This is a genomic window from Chryseobacterium sp. CFS2, assembly GCF_036543225.1.
Taxonomy (GTDB): Bacteria; Bacteroidota; Bacteroidia; order Flavobacteriales; family Weeksellaceae; genus Chryseobacterium; species Chryseobacterium culicis_A.
Genome location: NZ_JAZHQU010000002.1, coordinates 244,986 through 263,116 on the forward strand (window position 1 = coordinate 244,986; position 18,131 = coordinate 263,116).

General features: G+C 36.6%; 16 protein-coding genes. 12 read left to right on the forward strand and 4 right to left on the reverse strand.

Annotated features, from left to right (window positions below; translation table 11 throughout):
• Positions 1-16 precede the first annotated feature (16 nt).
• From nadB to ODR02_RS04555, 6 genes are all read left to right on the forward strand, one after another.
• Positions 17-1,588 (forward strand): L-aspartate oxidase, encoded by a 1,572-nt coding sequence (gene nadB, locus ODR02_RS04530; RefSeq protein ID WP_209786273.1) that lies wholly within the window; start codon positions 17-19, stop codon positions 1,586-1,588.
• Between the two features lie 12 nt (positions 1,589-1,600).
• A complete protein-coding gene (gene nadC / locus ODR02_RS04535) occupies positions 1,601-2,461 on the forward strand; it encodes a carboxylating nicotinate-nucleotide diphosphorylase (protein WP_309511718.1) in 861 nt (286 codons plus the stop codon).
• Positions 2,462-2,669: 208 nt separating this feature from the next.
• Positions 2,670-5,258, forward strand: coding sequence for a TonB-dependent receptor (locus ODR02_RS04540; protein ID WP_309511719.1), 2,589 nt, complete (start codon positions 2,670-2,672; stop codon positions 5,256-5,258).
• Positions 5,259-5,344: 86 nt separating this feature from the next.
• Positions 5,345-5,776: a hypothetical protein gene (locus ODR02_RS04545; RefSeq protein ID WP_089692819.1), complete on the forward strand. Its 432-nt coding sequence runs from the start codon at positions 5,345-5,347 to the stop codon at positions 5,774-5,776.
• A 67-nt stretch (positions 5,777-5,843) separates the two neighbouring features.
• Positions 5,844-6,836, forward strand: coding sequence for an aspartate-semialdehyde dehydrogenase (locus ODR02_RS04550; RefSeq protein ID WP_209786276.1), 993 nt, complete (start codon positions 5,844-5,846; stop codon positions 6,834-6,836).
• 56 nt (positions 6,837-6,892) lie between these two features.
• On the forward strand, positions 6,893-7,891 hold the full coding sequence (locus tag ODR02_RS04555) for a cation diffusion facilitator family transporter (protein WP_309511720.1): 999 nt from the start codon (positions 6,893-6,895) through the stop codon (positions 7,889-7,891).
• Positions 7,892-7,928: 37 nt separating this feature from the next.
• Here ODR02_RS04555 and ODR02_RS04560 read toward each other — a convergent pair whose 3' ends face one another.
• Entirely contained in the window at positions 7,929-8,375 is a 447-nt protein-coding gene (locus ODR02_RS04560; RefSeq protein ID WP_309511721.1) for an exosortase F system-associated membrane protein, read from the reverse strand.
• Positions 8,362-8,892 (reverse strand): exosortase family protein XrtF, encoded by a 531-nt coding sequence (xrtF, locus tag ODR02_RS04565; protein ID WP_309511722.1) that lies wholly within the window; start codon positions 8,890-8,892, stop codon positions 8,362-8,364. The genes ODR02_RS04560 and xrtF overlap by 14 nt, the downstream gene beginning before the upstream one ends.
• Positions 8,893-9,120: 228 nt before the next feature.
• On the opposite strand from xrtF, the gene ODR02_RS04570 reads away from it, so the two are divergent.
• From ODR02_RS04570 to ODR02_RS04595, 6 genes are all read left to right on the forward strand, one after another.
• Positions 9,121-10,140, forward strand: a complete 1,020-nt coding sequence (locus tag ODR02_RS04570; protein ID WP_309511723.1) for an aminoglycoside phosphotransferase family protein — start codon at positions 9,121-9,123, stop codon at positions 10,138-10,140.
• Between the two features lie 102 nt (positions 10,141-10,242).
• Positions 10,243-10,650: a RapZ C-terminal domain-containing protein gene (locus ODR02_RS04575; RefSeq protein WP_309511724.1), complete on the forward strand. Its 408-nt coding sequence runs from the start codon at positions 10,243-10,245 to the stop codon at positions 10,648-10,650.
• Between the two features lie 90 nt (positions 10,651-10,740).
• Positions 10,741-11,454 (forward strand): nucleotidyltransferase family protein, encoded by a 714-nt coding sequence (locus ODR02_RS04580; RefSeq protein WP_209786281.1) that lies wholly within the window; start codon positions 10,741-10,743, stop codon positions 11,452-11,454.
• 8 nt (positions 11,455-11,462) lie between these two features.
• A complete protein-coding gene (locus tag ODR02_RS04585) occupies positions 11,463-12,215 on the forward strand; it encodes a TIGR00730 family Rossman fold protein (RefSeq protein ID WP_114819820.1) in 753 nt (250 codons plus the stop codon).
• A gap of 58 nt (positions 12,216-12,273) precedes the next feature.
• On the forward strand, positions 12,274-12,744 hold the full coding sequence (locus ODR02_RS04590; protein WP_228377469.1) for a DUF6702 family protein: 471 nt from the start codon (positions 12,274-12,276) through the stop codon (positions 12,742-12,744).
• 278 nt (positions 12,745-13,022) lie between these two features.
• Positions 13,023-13,574 carry an inclusion body family protein gene (locus ODR02_RS04595; protein ID WP_079240110.1) on the forward strand — a complete coding sequence of 184 codons (552 nt, stop codon included), beginning with the start codon at positions 13,023-13,025 and terminating at the stop codon, positions 13,572-13,574.
• 78 nt (positions 13,575-13,652) lie between these two features.
• Here the strand turns inward: ODR02_RS04595 and ODR02_RS04600 are convergent, their stop codons facing one another.
• Together ODR02_RS04600 and ODR02_RS04605 are read right to left on the reverse strand one after the other, a co-directional pair.
• Positions 13,653-15,059, reverse strand: coding sequence for a DUF5689 domain-containing protein (locus ODR02_RS04600; protein WP_309511725.1), 1,407 nt, complete (start codon positions 15,057-15,059; stop codon positions 13,653-13,655).
• 26 nt (positions 15,060-15,085) lie between these two features.
• Entirely contained in the window at positions 15,086-17,959 is a 2,874-nt protein-coding gene (locus ODR02_RS04605) for a carboxypeptidase-like regulatory domain-containing protein (protein ID WP_309511726.1), read from the reverse strand.
• Positions 17,960-18,131 lie beyond the last annotated feature (172 nt).

Below are 18,131 nucleotides of genomic sequence, written 5' to 3' on the forward strand. Positions count from 1 at the left end.
TACTTAAAGCCAGCATATGATAAAAGCGGATGTATTAGTAATCGGTTCCGGCATTTCCGGACTTTCCTATGCCATTAAAGTTTCTGAACAGCTCCCTGATGCCAAAATCATTATTGTAACAAAATCTGATGAAGACGAAAGCAACACAAAATACGCTCAAGGCGGTCTTGCTGTTGTTACAGATTCTAAAAATGATAATTTCAGCAAACATATTGAAGACACGATGCGAGCCGGAGACGGGGAAAACAAACGCGATGTCGTAGAAATGGTCGTTACGGAAGCTCCAAAAAGATTTAAAGAAATTGTAGAATGGGGCGCACAGTTCGATATGAAGAATGGTAAATTCGCTTTAGGAAGAGAAGGAGGTCATACCGAGAACAGAATCGTCCATCATAAAGATATCACAGGTTTTGAAATTGAAAGAGCTTTATTGCAAACGGCTAATAACAGCCCGAATATCGAAATTCTTGATCATCATTATGTGATTGATATTATTACACAGCACCATGTTCCCGGAAAAGAACTTAATGAAGGAGACATCCACTGTTATGGCGCTTATATTCTGGATGAAAAATCCAAAACAATCAAAAAAATAACGTCTAAAATAACACTGGCTGCCACTGGGGGAGCCGGACATGTTTATAAGAATACAACCAATCCTACTATTGCTACCGGAGACGGAATTGCTTTCGTAGCCCGTGCCAAAGGAAAGGTTTCCAATATGCAGTATTATCAGTTTCACCCAACTGCTTTATATAGCAAAATGGATGGAATGTTATTTTTAATTTCAGAAGCTGTTCGCGGAGACGGAGCTAAATTAAGAACCAAAAGAGGCGAAAAGTTCATGCATAAATATGATGAACGTGAGGAACTCGCATCAAGAGATATTGTAGCAAGAGCCATCGATGCCGAAATGAAAATTACAGGAGACGAATTTGTCGGTTTAGATTGTAAGGAAATGAATCATGAAAAGTTCTTAGAACATTTCCCGAATATTTATAAAAAATGTAAAGACGAAGGAATTGATCCTTTCACTCAATTGATTCCTGTTGTACCTGCCTGCCACTACTTAATGGGAGGAATTGAAGTAGACAGAGACGGACAATCTTCCATCAGAAATCTTTTTGCAGTAGGAGAATGTACCAACTCAGGACTTCACGGGGCCAACAGACTTGCTTCCAACTCACTGCTTGAAGGTTTGGTTTTCGGACACAATGCCGCCATGAAAACAGTAGAACTTCTGAATGAAAACAGTTTCAACTTTGATGATCTTAAAGCCGTTCCGGAATGGAATGAAGAAGGAATGAAAATCATGGACGAAATGGTCATCGTCAGCTATCTGAGAAAACAGCTTCAGGAAATGATGAGTGACCTGGTAGGTATTGTAAGAAGTAACAGACGTCTGAATATGGCACTGCAAAAACATCAGGAAATTGCCGCAGCAGTGGATGAAATCTACCACTACTCTATTCTTTCTCCTCAATTATCAGAATTAAGAAACCTAACAACCGTTGCACATCTCATCATTACCCAATCTATGGAAATGACAGAGAATAAAGGAGCATTTTATAATAAAGATTTAGTCTAAAAGAATCACACAATGAAAAGACCAGCATACGTAACAGATAAAGCATTAAAGACATTTATAAAAAACGCGCTTGAGGAAGACATTCAGGATGGAGACCACTCTACCCTGTCTACTATTCCACAGGATCTTGTACAAAGTGCTAAGCTTTTGGTGAAACAGGACTGTATTCTTGCAGGGGTTGAACTGGCAGAAATCATTTTCAAGACTTTTGACAAAAATCTGAAAGTGGAAATTTTCATTAAAGATGGAGCCCCCTGTAAATTCGGGGATGTAGCCCTTATCGTAACAGGAAGCGCAAGATCTATTCTTTCCACAGAGAGATTTGTTCTTAACTGCATGCAGAGGATGAGCGGTATCGCAACCCTTACCCATGAATGGGATTCCCGATTAGTGGGTACAAAAACTAAACTTTTAGATACAAGAAAAACGACACCTAACTTCAGAATGTGTGAAAAATGGGCGGTAGCTATTGGCGGCGGAACCAACCACAGATATGGTCTTTATGACATGATCATGCTGAAAGATAATCATATCGATTACAACGGAAGCATCACCAATGCAGTAGCAATGGCAAAGGATTATGTTAAAAAGAACAAGAAAAAGTTAAAAATAGAGGTCGAAACCAGAAACCTGGAAGAAGTTCAGGAAGCAATTAATGCAAAAGTGGACAGAATCATGCTTGATAATATGGATGTAAAAACAATGAAGCAGGCTGTAAAAATGATCAACGGCGCTTGTGAGTCTGAAGCTTCCGGAGGAATTACCCGGGATATGCTCAAGGAAATTGCATCAACCGGCGTAACATTCATCTCTGTAGGGGCCCTTACACACTCTGCAGATAATATAGATTTGAGTCTCAAAGCAGTGAAATAGCGTTGAATTTTTAACAAAAACACACCCCCTTTGTTAAAAATTCAATAACATGACTTTTTTCATACAAAAATTCAATTTTTAGCCATAATACTGATTTTTAACACATTAACATTATTAAGACTGATTAAAAATTAACATTGAGTTAATAATAGTTAAATTTTATTTTGCGAATTTTGCAGAAAATTAAATCTAATTATTACTAACGATTATGAAATTAATCAACAAATCGATACTAACTGCGGTTATTACATTATCTACAGCTAGTGTTTATTACGCTCAACAAGTTCAGGACACAGTGCAAAAGTCCAAAGATATTGAGGAGGTAATCTTAAGAGGTGTTACGGATATCGCTAAAGATAGAAAGACACCGGTAGCAGTATCTACTATTAAGGCTGCTCAGATTTTAGAAAGACAAGGAAACCAAGAACTTGTCGAAATACTAAACACAACACCTTCCGTATATGCTACAAAAGGAGGTGGTGGTTTCGGAGATTCTCAAATTGTAATGCGTGGATTTGAGTCTAGAAACATTGCAGTAATGGTAAACGGTATGCCTGTAAACGATATGGAGGGTGGTACTGTTTATTTCTCAAACTGGACTGGATTATCTGATGTAACAAGTACATTACAGGTTCAAAGAGGATTAGGTTCTTCTAAATTAGCAATTGCTTCTGTTGGAGGTACAATGAACTTCATCACCAAATCTGCAGACATGAAAAGAGGAGGAGTTATTAGATTAGGAGTTGGTAACAATGACTATTTAAAAACATCTTTTGCCTATAATACTGGAAAATCTAAGGATGGTATTTCTGCATCATTCTTAATGAGCAGACAAGCTGGTGGTACTTATATTGAAAATACTGATTACGAATCTTATGCATATTTCTTTGCATTAGGTTATGAGATCAATAAAAAACATAACTTACAGTTCTCAATCACTTCTGCGCCTCAGTGGCACGATCAAAGAACTTTTGCTCCAACAATCCAAAATTATATCAACTATAATCCAGATCATGACGGAACTCCTAATAGAAGATATAACTCAGATTTTGGATATTATACTGATGCAAATGGAAACAAAGTTGCTTTAGCAAACAGAGCAAACTACTATTCTAAGCCGGTAATGATGTTAAACTGGGACTGGACGATGAGCGAAAAGTCGAAGTTAAGTACAGTTGCATATATGTCTAACGGTAGAGGTGGTGGAACTGGTGACTTAGGTCGACTAGGAAACAAAAGTATTAATGACGCAAGCTTTACTGATGCATCAGGACACATCAACTATGATGCTCTCTTTGCAGCTAACGCAGCTGTTAATTTAGATACAGCAGGTGCAGGAAGTACTATTGTTCGTAGATCAAGTATCAATTCACACAACTGGTATGGTATCTTGGCTAACTTCCAACACAAAATTAACGACAACTGGAACTTCTCAATCGGTACAGACGACAGATACTACTACGGTTACCACTATCAGGTGCTTACAGATCTTTACGGAGCTAAAGGATACAAAGATGCAGCTAACAAAAACATCACAGCACCTAGAATCGTAAATGCACTTTATGACTATAAAAAACTTTCTTGGAATCCTTTCGGAGGAAAATTAGCTCCAGCTGAAGATCAGGTAGGATACAGCAACGATGGTGAAGTTATTTGGTACAGTGGATTTGCACAGGTAGAATATACCAAAGATAAATTATCTGCATTCTTACAAGGTTCCGTATCTAACCAAGGGTATCAGAGAATTGATAACTACGTAGTAGACGGAAGCACATTAAGAGGTCAAACCATCAACACGAAAACAGGATTCAAAAATATTTTCGGATATAATATTAAAGGGGGTGCTAACTATAACATTAATGAGCAACATAACGTTTTTGCTAACTTAGGTTATTACAGCAAACAACCATTCCTTAATACTGTTTACCCAAGTAACCAGCAGCTTATTAATCCTTATCTAACTAACGAGAAGATTTCTTCTGCGGAAGTTGGTTATGGGTTCAGATCTGCAAAATTCACTGCAAATGTTAACGTATACAGAACACAGTGGAAAGACAGATGGTTAAGAAAAACAGGTCAGACTTTCAATTTAGCAGACGGTACAACGACTACAGGTTATTCTGAAATCAATGGTATCACTGAAATTCACCAAGGTGTAGAATTTGATGGAGTTTACAAACCAAACCGTTTCTTAGAAATTCAAGGAATGTTCTCTTGGGGAGATTACTATTACAAAGGAAATGCTAGTGTAGCTTCTTTTGATGACAACAACAACCCTGTTACTTTAGCTGGATCAGCAGGAAACGAATTATACTTAGATAAAGTAAAAGTAGGTGGTTCAAGTAACAACAGTATCCCTCAGATGACTGCATCATTAGGACTTACTGTAAAACCGGTAAAAGATCTTAACATCTTTGGAACATGGAGATATGTAGGTAAACTTTATTCTACAATTGACGCTGGAACATTTACCAATATTGCAGCTCAGGACAGAGGAGTATTGAAATTACCTGATTTCAACTTATTTGATGTAGGTTTCTCTTACAAAATCAGATTACAAAACGAAGCTCAGTACTTCACAATTGGAGCTAACGTTTACAACTTGTTTGATAAAATTTATATTTCTGATTCTGCAACAAGTATCTTCGGAACAGATAAAATTACAGCAAACAATGATCCTGACAAAGGGAAAACTTATGAAGAAGCTGGTAGAATGTACAATGGTATTGCAACTGGTAACCGTGCTTATTTCGGTTTCGGAACTACTTGGGCAGCAACATTATCATTCAACTTCTAATAATATCACAATATTAGATTTTATAAATATCAATCCCGGCTTTGAGCCGGGATTTTTGTTATCTTTGTGTACAAAAAAATAGGATTATGGATTTTTACAACATTTTACTTAATGCCCACAAAGGTTTCGGGTATCTTGAAATTCTTTTGGTAACATTATTTATCATTGCACTTTTAGCTACCATGTTTGGTTTCAGTGGAAAAGTGAACAAATTTTTGAAGAAAACAACTCTTTTCACGATGATTTTCTTCCACGTTCAGTTTTTATTGGGAATCATTATGTTGATCACAACTTTTAGCAAAGGTTTAAACATGGGAGAAGTAATGAAAAATGCAGCATTGAGATTTCAATATGTTGAACATCCATTCTCTATGCTTATTGCGGCAGTTTTGATGACGATCGTCAACAAAAAAGTAAAATCAAATGATACTATTTCTTTAGGAGTAGTGATTATGGGACTGATTGCAGTAGGTTTATTTGCATTTGCATTCCCTTGGACAAGAGTCTTCGGGGCTTAAAACAGACAAAGAAATTATATGCGTTATAATTTATAAATAGTTTAATCTTAAATTTTTAATTAAATCAATGAAAGTAGCTGTAGTAGGTTCAACAGGAATGGTTGGACAAGTTATGCTTAAAGTTTTGGAGGAGAGAAACTTCCCTGTAACAGAATTAATCCCGGTAGCATCCGAAAGATCTGTAGGCAAGAAGGTGAAGTATAAACAGAAGGAATTTACGATTGTAAGCATGAAGGACGCTATAGCTGCCAAACCGGATATTGCCATCTTCTCTGCTGGAGGCTCTACTTCTCTTGAATTCGCTCCTTTATTTGCAGAAGCTGGAACAACAGTCATTGACAATTCTTCTGCATGGAGAATGGATCCTGATAAAAAATTAGTGGTTCCGGAAATCAATGCTGATGTGCTAACAAAAGAAGATAAAATCATTGCAAATCCGAATTGTTCTACCATTCAATTAGTAATGGTTCTTGGGCCGTTGAACAAAAAATATGATTTAAAAAGAGTAATTGTTTCTACTTACCAGTCTGTAACAGGAACAGGTAAAGCTGCTGTAGACCAGTTAAACGGTGAAATCAATGGAGATGATGCTACTGAAAAAGTCTATCCTTACCAGATTTTCAAAAATGCATTACCACACTGTGATGTATTTGCAGAAGATGATTACACGAAAGAAGAGATCAAACTGATGAAGGAACCTAAGAAAATTTTAGGTGATGATACCTTCAACCTGACAGCAACCGCTGTAAGAGTTCCGGTTCAGGGAGGACATTCTGAAAGTGTAAATATTGAATTCGAAAATGAATTTGAACTGGACGAAGTAAGAAAAATCTTAGCTGAAACTCCGGGAGTCATTGTAATGGATGATGTAAAAAACAACCACTACCCGATGCCTCTGTATTCAGAAGGAAAAGATGAGGTCTTTGTGGGAAGAATCAGAAGAGATCTTTCGCAGCCCAAAACGCTCAACCTCTGGATCGTTGCAGACAATCTGAGGAAAGGAGCAGCAACAAACGCTGTACAAATTGCAGAATACCTTGTAGCAAACAACTTAGTATAAACTAACAAAATAAAAAGAGTCTCAGAATTGAGATTCTTTTTTTTATCAAACACAGTATGAATACCCAGAAAAATACCCATAAAGAGAAAATAGGATTCCAGAAGCTTATTGCTACATTTGGAATCATCCTTTTTGTCGGAAAAATTATAGCATGGAAACTCACCAATTCCGACGCTGTTTTTTCCGATGCTATGGAAAGTATTGTCAATGTCATCAGTGCATTCATGGGGCTTTATTCACTCCATCTTGCTTCCAAACCTAAAGATGAAGATCACCCTTACGGCCATGGAAAAGTAGAATTCGTTACTTCCGGCATTGAAGGTGCTCTTATTGCTATAGCCGGCGTTATGATTATTTATGAGGGAATTCATAGTCTTATCGTAGGAAAAACGCTGAGTAAAATTGATCTCGGAATCTGGATTATTGCAGCCACTGCAGTCATTAATTATCTCCTGGGATATATTTCTATTAAAAAAGGAGAAAAAGAAAACTCTCTGGTTCTCATTTCATCCGGTAAACACCTTCAGTCTGACACCATTACAACGCTTGGAGTGGTTGCCAGTTTAATTATTGTTTACTTCACCAAAATCTATTGGCTCGATTCAGTAGTAGCCTTAAGTTTTGGACTTTATATCATATTTGTAGGCTATAAAATCGTCCGAAAATCATTAAGCGGTATTATGGACGAACAGGATCCTGAAATATTAAATCAGGTCATTAGAATCCTTGAAGAGAATCGACAAATAGAATGGATTGATGTACACAATATGAAAATTCAACAATTCGGATCTTCCCTGCATATTGATGCCCATATTACCCTTCCATGGTATTATGATCTGCGTGATGCCCATGGAGAAATGGAAAAAGTAATCATCCTTCTCGCTAAAAACATGAAACGCAGTATTGAGTTCAATTTTCATATGGATGATTGCAAACCGATTTCATGCCCGGTATGCCAGATCAAAGACTGTCCTGTGCGGGAGAAAGATTTCATTAAACGAGTGGAATGGACTCCGGAAAATATCACCAGCGTGGATAAACATACTACAGAATAACGGGAAAATAAAGAAATACCGATGACTTTTCGCCTTCTTATCTATTTTCAGTTTCTTTACTGATCATTTGTTTCCTGTAATAAAACATCGGAACAATCAACAGGATAATCAAAGGCTGGATCACAAATCTTCTCATATAAAAAGAAAAAAGATAACCTATTTCGAACTTATCATAAATACAATACAGGTAAATTGGCAGCGTAATAACAAATACCACAAGGATCATGATCGCTCCCTGTAAAGTCCATTCCTTATTTTTAAATAAACCATAGATAATCAGGCAGGAAAAAAGAAGGTTTAACATAAACCTGAACACATGTCCGGCAATAAGCCTTCCCCATTCAAATCCTGGGAATTCGATATTTTTATTGGCTTCATGAAAGTAGCCTAAAAACGGGTCATAAAAAACCGCATTCTCAAGAACTCTTACACTTATCAATCCGCAAACTCCTGCGATCACCAGAAACCAACTAAGAATTTTCATGTTTTAAAGCAAAAAATTTAATCCAGATCAACCAAAGAACTACCACACTTCCGTAAATAATAGCAGGGAAAATAAAATCATGAAACATCTTTCCGTATTCCTTATGATCAGACATGACGATATTTAATCCTACAATTCTCAAAAGGTTTATAATATATAACAATACTAATCCTACTCCCACAAAAACAAAAGTTTTCACCCCTTTGTAAAAAGCAAAAACAAAAGACACAAATAAAATGATGACAGAGATCGCATTACAACCCTCCACCATTCTCGTTACATAATTGTGTTTTACATAAAACCAAACCTGCTCGTTCTTTACATCATCATAAAGCTCCGTGGGATAACCAATAACGCTCTGCAGAGAAGTCACCTGATTGGCAATCATCCTTGAAAAAGAATCCAGCCCGGAATCTTTACCGCTATTCAGGTAGAACTGATAGGCGATAAGCAACACCAGGTAGATAATAATAAAACGCAATAAAATACCTAAAACAGGTTTAAAGTCTTTCAGCATACTGCAAAGATAAAAATTAGCATGTAATATCCTGAATTTGAATAAAGAAAGTTAAAATCAGGAGTAAAACCCAACGGATTTAGGATATAATACTTAAAATTTTTCGCAAAACCATTCAATAATATCAACATTATAAAGCTTCCCTCCCATACTCTTCAGCTTTCATCCATCACTTCTTTAAACTATAATTTCCAACTCATGTTAATTTAGTATATTTGTTTCCATATTATGACTTCTGAAAACGCAAAACGATTTTTTGAAAACCATTTAGGTAAAAAATCTTCCGAATTCGTCACATTAGCTCAAAGCGGCTCTGCGAGGGTAAATTTTCTGGCCACTGCCGGTACTGAAAAATACATCATCACGTACAATGAAAATATCCCGGAAAATGAAAGTTTTCTTTATTATTCCGAAGTATTCTCAGGCCTGAAACTTAATACCCCTTCCATACTTGCTATTTCTGATGACAGAAAAATGTACATCCAGGAATTCCTGGGACAGCATACGCTTTCTGAGATCATTGCAAAAGAAAAAACAGCTTCTTCGGTAAGATCCTTGGTTCAGCAGACTTTAGAAAAGCTTTTCAAAATGCAGGTACAGACCCAGGGAAAAATTGACTTTTCAAAAACCTTTGAATATGAAAGTTATGATGAACTTCCCGTGATTCATGATCTTTATTATTTTAAAAACTTTGTGGCCGATTTCCTGGAGCTTGAATACAGCAAATCTGCTCTTCTGAAAGAATTCAAAAGAATTGCAGTTCTCATTGAGAATCTTGAGCCTAAAGGAATTATGATCCGCGATTTCCAGGCAAGAAATATCATGGTAAATGAAAAGGGTCAAGTCTCTTTCATCGATTACCAGTCGGCAATGAAAGGCCCGCTAATGTATGATGTGATCTCTTTTCTTTTTCAGGCTAAAGCTAATTTTCCTGAAGATTTCAAACAGGAAATGCTGGAATTTTATATTCAGCAGTTCGAAGATCCTGAAACAAGAAGTCAGCTAAAAAATGCAGTGATGCCTATTCAGATGATGAGATTTTTACAGGTTTTAGGAGCCTACGGGTTCAGAGGACTGATTCAAAGAAAACCCCATTTCATAGCCAGCCTTGAAAAAGGGATTCAGAATATAACACAGTTTGCAGACTCATGGGAACAGATGAACAATTATCCAGAACTGCAAAAAGTAATTCAGCAACTGACATCAGAGAAGGCAAAGCAAAAAATTGAAGAAATAATAAATAAATAAGTCTTCGGCTCCGCTCAGACTGACAGATTGAAAATATTTGAGCAAAGCACAAAGCGACTTCAACATAACTAAATAAGCCTTAATGGTTTAAAAATAAAAAATATGCTACACATCGAGATACACAGTTTTTCTTACAAGAAAGGAGGAATTCCTAAAGACAATTCAGGAAACGGCGGAGGTTTCGCTTTTGACTGCCGTGGAATTTTAAATCCCGGAAGAATTGAAGAATATAAAATCCAGACCGGAAATGACATTGGAGTTCAGGAATATCTGGAAACGAAAACAGAAATGCCCAGGTTTTTAGAACTGATAAAATCTCTTGTTTCCATCAATATCGACGACTATCTTGCAAGAGGCTTTGAACACCTGCAGATCAATTTCGGGTGTACTGGCGGGCAGCACAGATCGGTATATTCTGCTATAAAAATCGCCGAATTTATCAAACAAAAATATCCTGAAGGAACTCAGGTAACCCTTCATCATGACGAACAACCCCAACTGAATAAATAAATGATAAGCGATGATTGATAAATGATTTAATTGTCATTTATTAATTGTAATGTTTTATCATTCATCCACTATCATTTATAATTATAAAAAATGAAAGCTCTAATCTTCGCAGCTGGAAAAGGTACCAGACTTAAACCGTTTACAGATCACCATCCGAAAGCTTTGGCAAAAGTAAATGAAGTTCCGCTTCTGGAAAGAAATATCAAATACCTGAAAAGCTATGGAATCACTGACTTTGTGATTAATATTCATCATTTTGGAGATCAGATTGTTGATTTTTTAAATAAAAACAATAATTTCGGATGTAAGATTGAAATCTCTGATGAAACCAATGAACTTCTGGAAACAGGTGGCGGCTTGATTTTTGCAAGAAAATTCCTTGATCACGGAGAAGATTTTTTAATCCTGAATGCTGATATTCTAACAGACCTGAACATCAATGCATTGGTAGAATACCACAAAAAGATAAAAGATTTTGCTACTTTAGCGGTTTCGGACAGAGAAAGTTCGAGAAAACTCCTTTTCAATGATGATATGGTTTTGAGAGGCTGGCTGAATGTACAAACCGGAGAACAGAGGCTGGCAGAATTCAATAAAGGTTTTAAGGCTCTTGCTTTCAGTGGAATTCATTGTATCAATCCTGTCATCTTCAAAAAAATAAAAAGAACAGGCAAATTTTCTGTTATGGAAGAATATCTTGACCTCATGCAGACCGAACATATACACGGTTTTGTACATGACAGTATTCTTATTGATGTCGGAAGACCGTCTTCCGTAATAGAGGCCGAGAAACATTTTAAATAAATTTTACAATGGAAATTGATGGAACTAGGGATGAAAGTTTAGTAAATCCAGAACTTGATAGTAACGAAACAAAACTACATAACAGTTTCAGACAAAAAACCTGGGACGAAACAATCACCAAAGACAGTTGGATGGTATTCAAGGTCATGGCTGAATTTGTTGACGGCTATGAAAAACTGGCTAAAATTGGTCCTTGTGTTTCTATATTTGGGTCTGCCCGATTGAAACCGGAGAACAAATATTATGAAATGGCTGTAGATATTGCTGAAAAGATCACCAAACTAGGTTTCGGAATTATTACCGGAGGCGGCCCTGGGATCATGGAGGCAGGAAATAAAGGAGCTTTCAATGCGAAAGGAAAATCTATCGGACTTAATATTGATCTTCCTTTTGAACAGCACTTTAATCCTTATATTAATAAATCCTATTCCATGAATTTTGATTACTTTTTCGTGAGAAAAGTAATGTTTGTAAAATACTCTCAAGGTTTCGTAGTAATGCCCGGAGGATTCGGAACACTGGATGAGCTGACTGAAGCAATGACCCTGATTCAAACCAACAAAATTGGAAAATTCCCAATCGTTTTGGTAGGAAGTGAATTCTGGGGAGGATTACTGGATTGGTTTAAAGCAACCCTGTTAAAAGAAGGGATGATTGCTGAAGATGATCTTGATCTTTATCGTGTGGTAGACACTGCTGATGAGGCCGTAGCACATATAAAAGCCTTTTATGATAAATATTCTGTGAATGTAAATTTTTAATTGGCATATTATTTGTGACTTATAATGAACAAGTATGATTGTAAATCTATTAATTAAGATGAAAAAACTTTTATATATATCAGGAATTTTAACATTTTTTGTGTTAATGAGTTTTATGTATGTAGACTTTTTCTCTTCAATGACCAAAGTGGACTATATTGATGGAAGCAAGACATTGAAGTTTACCACAAAAATGAATACAAGCCATATCTCTGACGCGATTAAAATCAACCCAAATACGGCAGGATTTGAAGCAGAGGTAAAAAAATATGTGAACAATAATTTTGATGTATTTGTCAATGGAGCTCCTAAAACTATTACCTTCACAGGAAGTCAGGTCAGCGGAGAAACTGTATGGGTATATTTTGAAACCGGAGGTGTTTCAGATATCAATACCTTAAAGATTAAAAATACGATCCTTTTGAGCGCTTTTCCTAAGCAGATCAATCTGGTGAACATTGCCTATAAAGGCAGCCAGAAAACAATGAACTTCCAAAGAGGAAAAGAAGTGAACGAGGTTTCTTTTTAAACGAAAATTAGATTTAACCATTATAAAATGGGTACCCTGAGAAGTTGAACTTTTCAGGGTATTTTTTTTGCATCATAAAAAATCACTTCGAGGAGATTAATTAAGTACAAATACTTAATCTTAAATTTCAGCATTTCCACTCTAATATTTTCATTTTCAGCAATGTACATTTGTATTGTAATTACAACCACCAAGGTGAAGCCGGAATCACATAAATAACGGGGCGAAATCTGAAAAGCCACATGAGTAAGAAAACACCAAACTAAAAACGAAATATCATGGACGATGTACAACAAAAATCATCCAGTCAGGAAATAGATGTCCTGATTGTAATAGACACGGATTATGTAAGAGCTACTTATCCAAACCCAAGTAAAGACCCTAATAATCCTACAGGAATTGATCATAACAGCCAGCATATGATTGTTTCCAATGCCAACGCAATTTCCGGACAAGGTTCTGCCGACTTGAATTTCAGCGCAAGAGCCGGAGATACAGTTTCCTTCAGAGGAACTTCAATCTATCAGAATTCTGACGATGCTGTTATCATCTACAATATTAAATACTGGTCCGGAGATCAGGTTTTTAACAGCTTTATCTACAATTCTGTTGAAAGAAGACAAGCTGCAGTACCTAATTTGAATTCACAAAATGGTCTTCCTGCCGCTGCTGCTGATATTACATTTGCCAGTATCGACTCTAAAGTAAAAGCTACAGGAAAAGAGAATTTCTATGTACAGTTTGGACTTTATATTTTAGATCCGAATGACAGTAACAAACAGATTCTGTTTGGCTACTTTTACTGGGATCCAACAATTACAGTTAAATAAAAGGAAATAAAAAACCACTGCTGATGCAGTGGTTTTTGTTTTATAAAGTGTATTAGAATATATTGTTATCCTAATGTATTACTCAATTTTGATGTTATCAATCTGAACATCATAGATTCCACCATTTCCAGTTTTGATCGCAAACATATCTTTTGCGGCTGTAGTGTTAATATCTGTAATACCTGTAAGGGTAAGCTCCACTAATCTCCACTGTCCGTTTGTATTGATAGATCCTGTGTAAGAGTTAGCACTTTCTACTCCTAAAGTAGCCCCTGTAGAGAATGTACCTAAGTTAAACACATAGAAACCTCCACCTGCTTTGTATACGTTGAAAGAAAGAGTTTTTCCTGTTGCAGTACCTTTGATATACATTGTAATTCTTTTTGGTACAGCTGGGATTCCTGTAGCAGCCACAGAGGTAAATACATAATCGTTAGCTGTAGGAGTTCCTTTGATCTGAAGTGAATTTGTACCATTATATCCCAGACCCACACCTTGTGTAGCGTAAGGCTTAAGACCGAAAGTATTTACACTTGATAAGAAAGTGGTCCAGTTTTCAAAGTCTGAACCTGCGAAAAGGTTTACAGCAGAAGCAGAAGGAGCGTCTGGTTCACCTGGATTGAATCTGTCATTAGGGAAGTTTATGTCATCAAGATTTCTGATATACGCCTGATCCGTGAAAATTGTTGCATTACTTGAGCTTGTAAAACGGCTCAGAAGAAGAACGATTTCACCACTTTTTGCATATTTAGGAGAGATCGGAGATTTCGCAAAAGTTGCATAATTACTGAAACGAAGATCTAATCTACCAGCTTTTTTATCAGTAATATAACGATCACCTGTAGCAGATTCATCAGCAAAAGTTTTTGTCAATTCAGGTTCTTCAAACTGAACATTTTTAATTTTTACAAGCTGATTGATGTGAGCACCATTTTTAAGAGCATCAGCGATAGAATTAAACTCTAATGGCTTTATTGCAGTTACTACAGCCTTTTGTCCGTCACAAACTCTTGCAATATAATTGGATACTTTATTAGGGTTGATTCTACCGATAGGATAGTTAGGATCAAAAGAACCTACTTTAATGTTCCCGTTAATACCTTGAACGATCAATCCTTTCAGGTTAATTCTTACTAAAGATCCGGTAGGATAATCAAGATACTGATTTCCACCATCGATGTCAATTTCAATCCCTTGTGTCGGATTTTCAGGCTTATCCTGAAGGAACATCATTTTATAGATGTTTCCTGATTCATCACTTGAAGAAACATAGGCTTCAACAATGTAATCTTCTTTAATGATATCGGCTTCCGTTGGTTTTGCTTTTGCAATAGTAGCAAGATCAGTTAACGGGTGATTAGCTGCTGCAAATTTGTTGGTACATTTAATTTCCGGCACCTCATAATCATCAGTTTTTACACAAGACGAGAATGACAGCATTGAAATAGCACTAAAGATCGCCGCTTTAAAATATATATTTTTCATTGTTTTCGATTTTTAATTTTAGTTTTTTAGAATCTGAATTGAAGGTTAACAAAATAAGATCTCCCTTGATTATACCAATACTTTGGTGCGAATACCATGTTTCCGCTGTCATAATCACTTGCATAATCAAGATAGTTAACGTTTCTGGTCTGCTCAAATCCTCCAGTAATATAATTTCTATTATTAAGGATATTATTAACAGATGCAGATACCAATACATAATATTTACCAATCACCCATGACTTCCCTGCGTTTACATTGAAGAAGAATGCTGAAGGCAGTTTTGTAGGCGTAAGAACTCTTGCAAGTTCTTCATCGTTTACCTGGTCATAAGGTACTCCCGGTGTATTAGGATTGGTATAGAATCTTGTTGTTCTGGTTACTGGAGACGGATCCAGGAACGAGTGCCCGAAATAGTTCCATGTTGCTCCTATCCACCAGTAATTAGGGCTGTAACGAAGACCTAGCGTATATGCCTCCTGAGGTGTACCTCCTTGTCTGTAGTTTTTAAGCGTTGCTTCACCCATGTTGGTATAAGATCTTGACACGATATTTCCGTTTCCGTCAAGCTCTCTGAATGTTCCAACCGCGTCAGATGCAAAATAAACAGTAGGGTTATTGGTATACGTATATTGTCCTAAACTTAATAATCCACTGGCAGTTAAAGTAGGAGTTACTTTCACCTGTGCACCAAGTTCAATACCCATATTTCTCTTATTGGCTCCAGCCAATACCTGTGTAATGAAAGCACCATCCTGAATTGGAGCCTGATCACCACTCTCAGTAAGGTTTGTGAGTTTAACTCCCTGTGCGAAATACCGTTGTACACTTGTTTCGTTTTGAGTATTAACAAGGTAACCCGTCAGTCTAAGTTTAACAATCGGAGTAGAGATAACATAACTCAAATCGTTGGCATCAACAACAACATTCTTGATCCCAGGAGTTGTAACACCACTTACTCTTGTATTAAAATAAATATCATTTAAGAAAGGAGACTGTGAGAAGTAAGCTCCGTTATAAATCAGGAAGTTTCTCCCGTTAATTTTATAGGTAACCTGACCTTTAACACCTGCATTCCAGAAGTTTTGATCTGCTCCTTTTCCATAAGATGACTCATACAGATAATGCTGGAATAATCCTTCTCTGCTGTTTGTTGTATACCCGAATAATCCGGAAATAAAAACATCAAACTTTCCTGTTGAGAATTTGAAAGCTGGGTTTATTTTGAATTCCTGTCTTCTGAAAATATAGCTGTATCCGATTTTATCACCTTCTCTTTTGGCAACATCCGTGTCACTTTCTCTTGTATTGAATTTCCCCCAAACACTTCCTGCAGTGGTATTGGATGCAAAAGGATCCATATTCAGGGCAAAATCAGCACCTAAAAGATCGTTTACTTCCCTGTACTGTTCAGATCTGTAGTTCTGGTACGATAAGTTTAAGATAAAACGGGAAGTATCGGTGAAGTTATACGTATAGTGAGTAGATACATTCCATACTTTGTCATCTTTAACATCATCTACAAGATAATATGCTGCTCTTCTTCCGCCAAGTAACGCATTGTACTCTACGTTTCTGTTGGCATTATAAAGATTATCCCAGTTGATCTGTGTATGAGACTGATCATCATTCGTCCACCAGTCTCTTGTAATTCCGATGTTGGCACTCTGCTCCGGAGACGGATCTTTATAATTTAACCAATAACTCGGTAGATTACGGTAATAGGTTGGAGATGGGTTATTCGCTCTGTACCAATCCAATCTCGAACTGTATTCTTTCCCAAACTGGTAAGAAACAGATGTCCATAGCTGAGAGTTTTTATTGATTTTCCAGAAATCCTGTAATTGGATCATTGGCTGGAAACCTCTTTTTACTCTTTCATTTCTTTTATCTCCGTTTTGCCATCCCCAGTAAGAGTTGTAATGAACTCCTCTGAAGTCATATACTTCCTGAGTACTTGGGCTTGAAGAACTTCTTGCATATTTAGAACCAATGGCATTTAAAGTCATGGTATGGCTGTCACTGAATTTCTTCTCAACACCAATATATCCACTATATGCATCATAAGCGGTACCATCCTGAATCCCTTCCTGTGCCCATCTTCTTGCAATCATTCCTGTAAATGCCCATCCGTTCTTATTCATTCCGGAAGAGAATCTGTAGGATAATCTGTTGGTATAGTTTCTGTTGGTCAGAGAGTACGTCAGCTGACTTCCTTTTCTGTACTCACTGGCTTTTGTATTCTTATAAAATACTCCGGTAGTTCCTCCGAAAGCATATTCTGAAGGTGCATGGTTCACTGCAATTTCCGGGTAACGGGTTATTTCGTTCAACCCTCCCCAGGTACTGAAGTCTACATCTCCATTATCTGCTGCGGCCATAGAAATCCCGTTGATCATATTCTCCCCTGTTCTGCTATCAATTCCTCTTGGGCGGAACCAGTATGGTCCTAAATCGAAACTTGCAATTCTGTTGAAAACATCCTGAGAAGACTGTAGCAAACCTACAGTTGCGGTTTGCTGAGCACCACCGCCATCACTTTCTCCAGAATCTTCTACGATAGCCAATCCTTGATCTGCACCGTTCAATGCAGAATAAAGAGTAATTACTCCAAGATCTTTTCTTTTCTCATCACTGGTTACATCAAATTCAAAAATTTTAGTTTCAAAATTGGGTTTTGTAACCATAATCTGATAATGTCCGGGCATCAAATCTTTAAATTGGAAATATCCGATTTTGTCTGCCTTTGCATCATTTCCTGCTCCTTTTAAATCTACACTTGCTTGCTCAACAGGTTTACCGTCTGCATCCTTAAGATACGCAAACACAGTTGTCTGCGCATAATAATATGAAGCAGGCAGCAAAGTAAATAAAGAGATCAATGATAATTTTTTAATCATGAGTATATTTATTTTTTAAATACTTTTCTTGTTAATTTTCAACAGTTTAAAAGTTGGGGGCACAAATTTAATCAAATTTTGTAATTCAGAACTTTTTTAACATTATTTTTTCATAACATTGCAATCTTTTAAGAATCATTATAAAAGAGAGGTTCGAATTACTGCTTTTAAA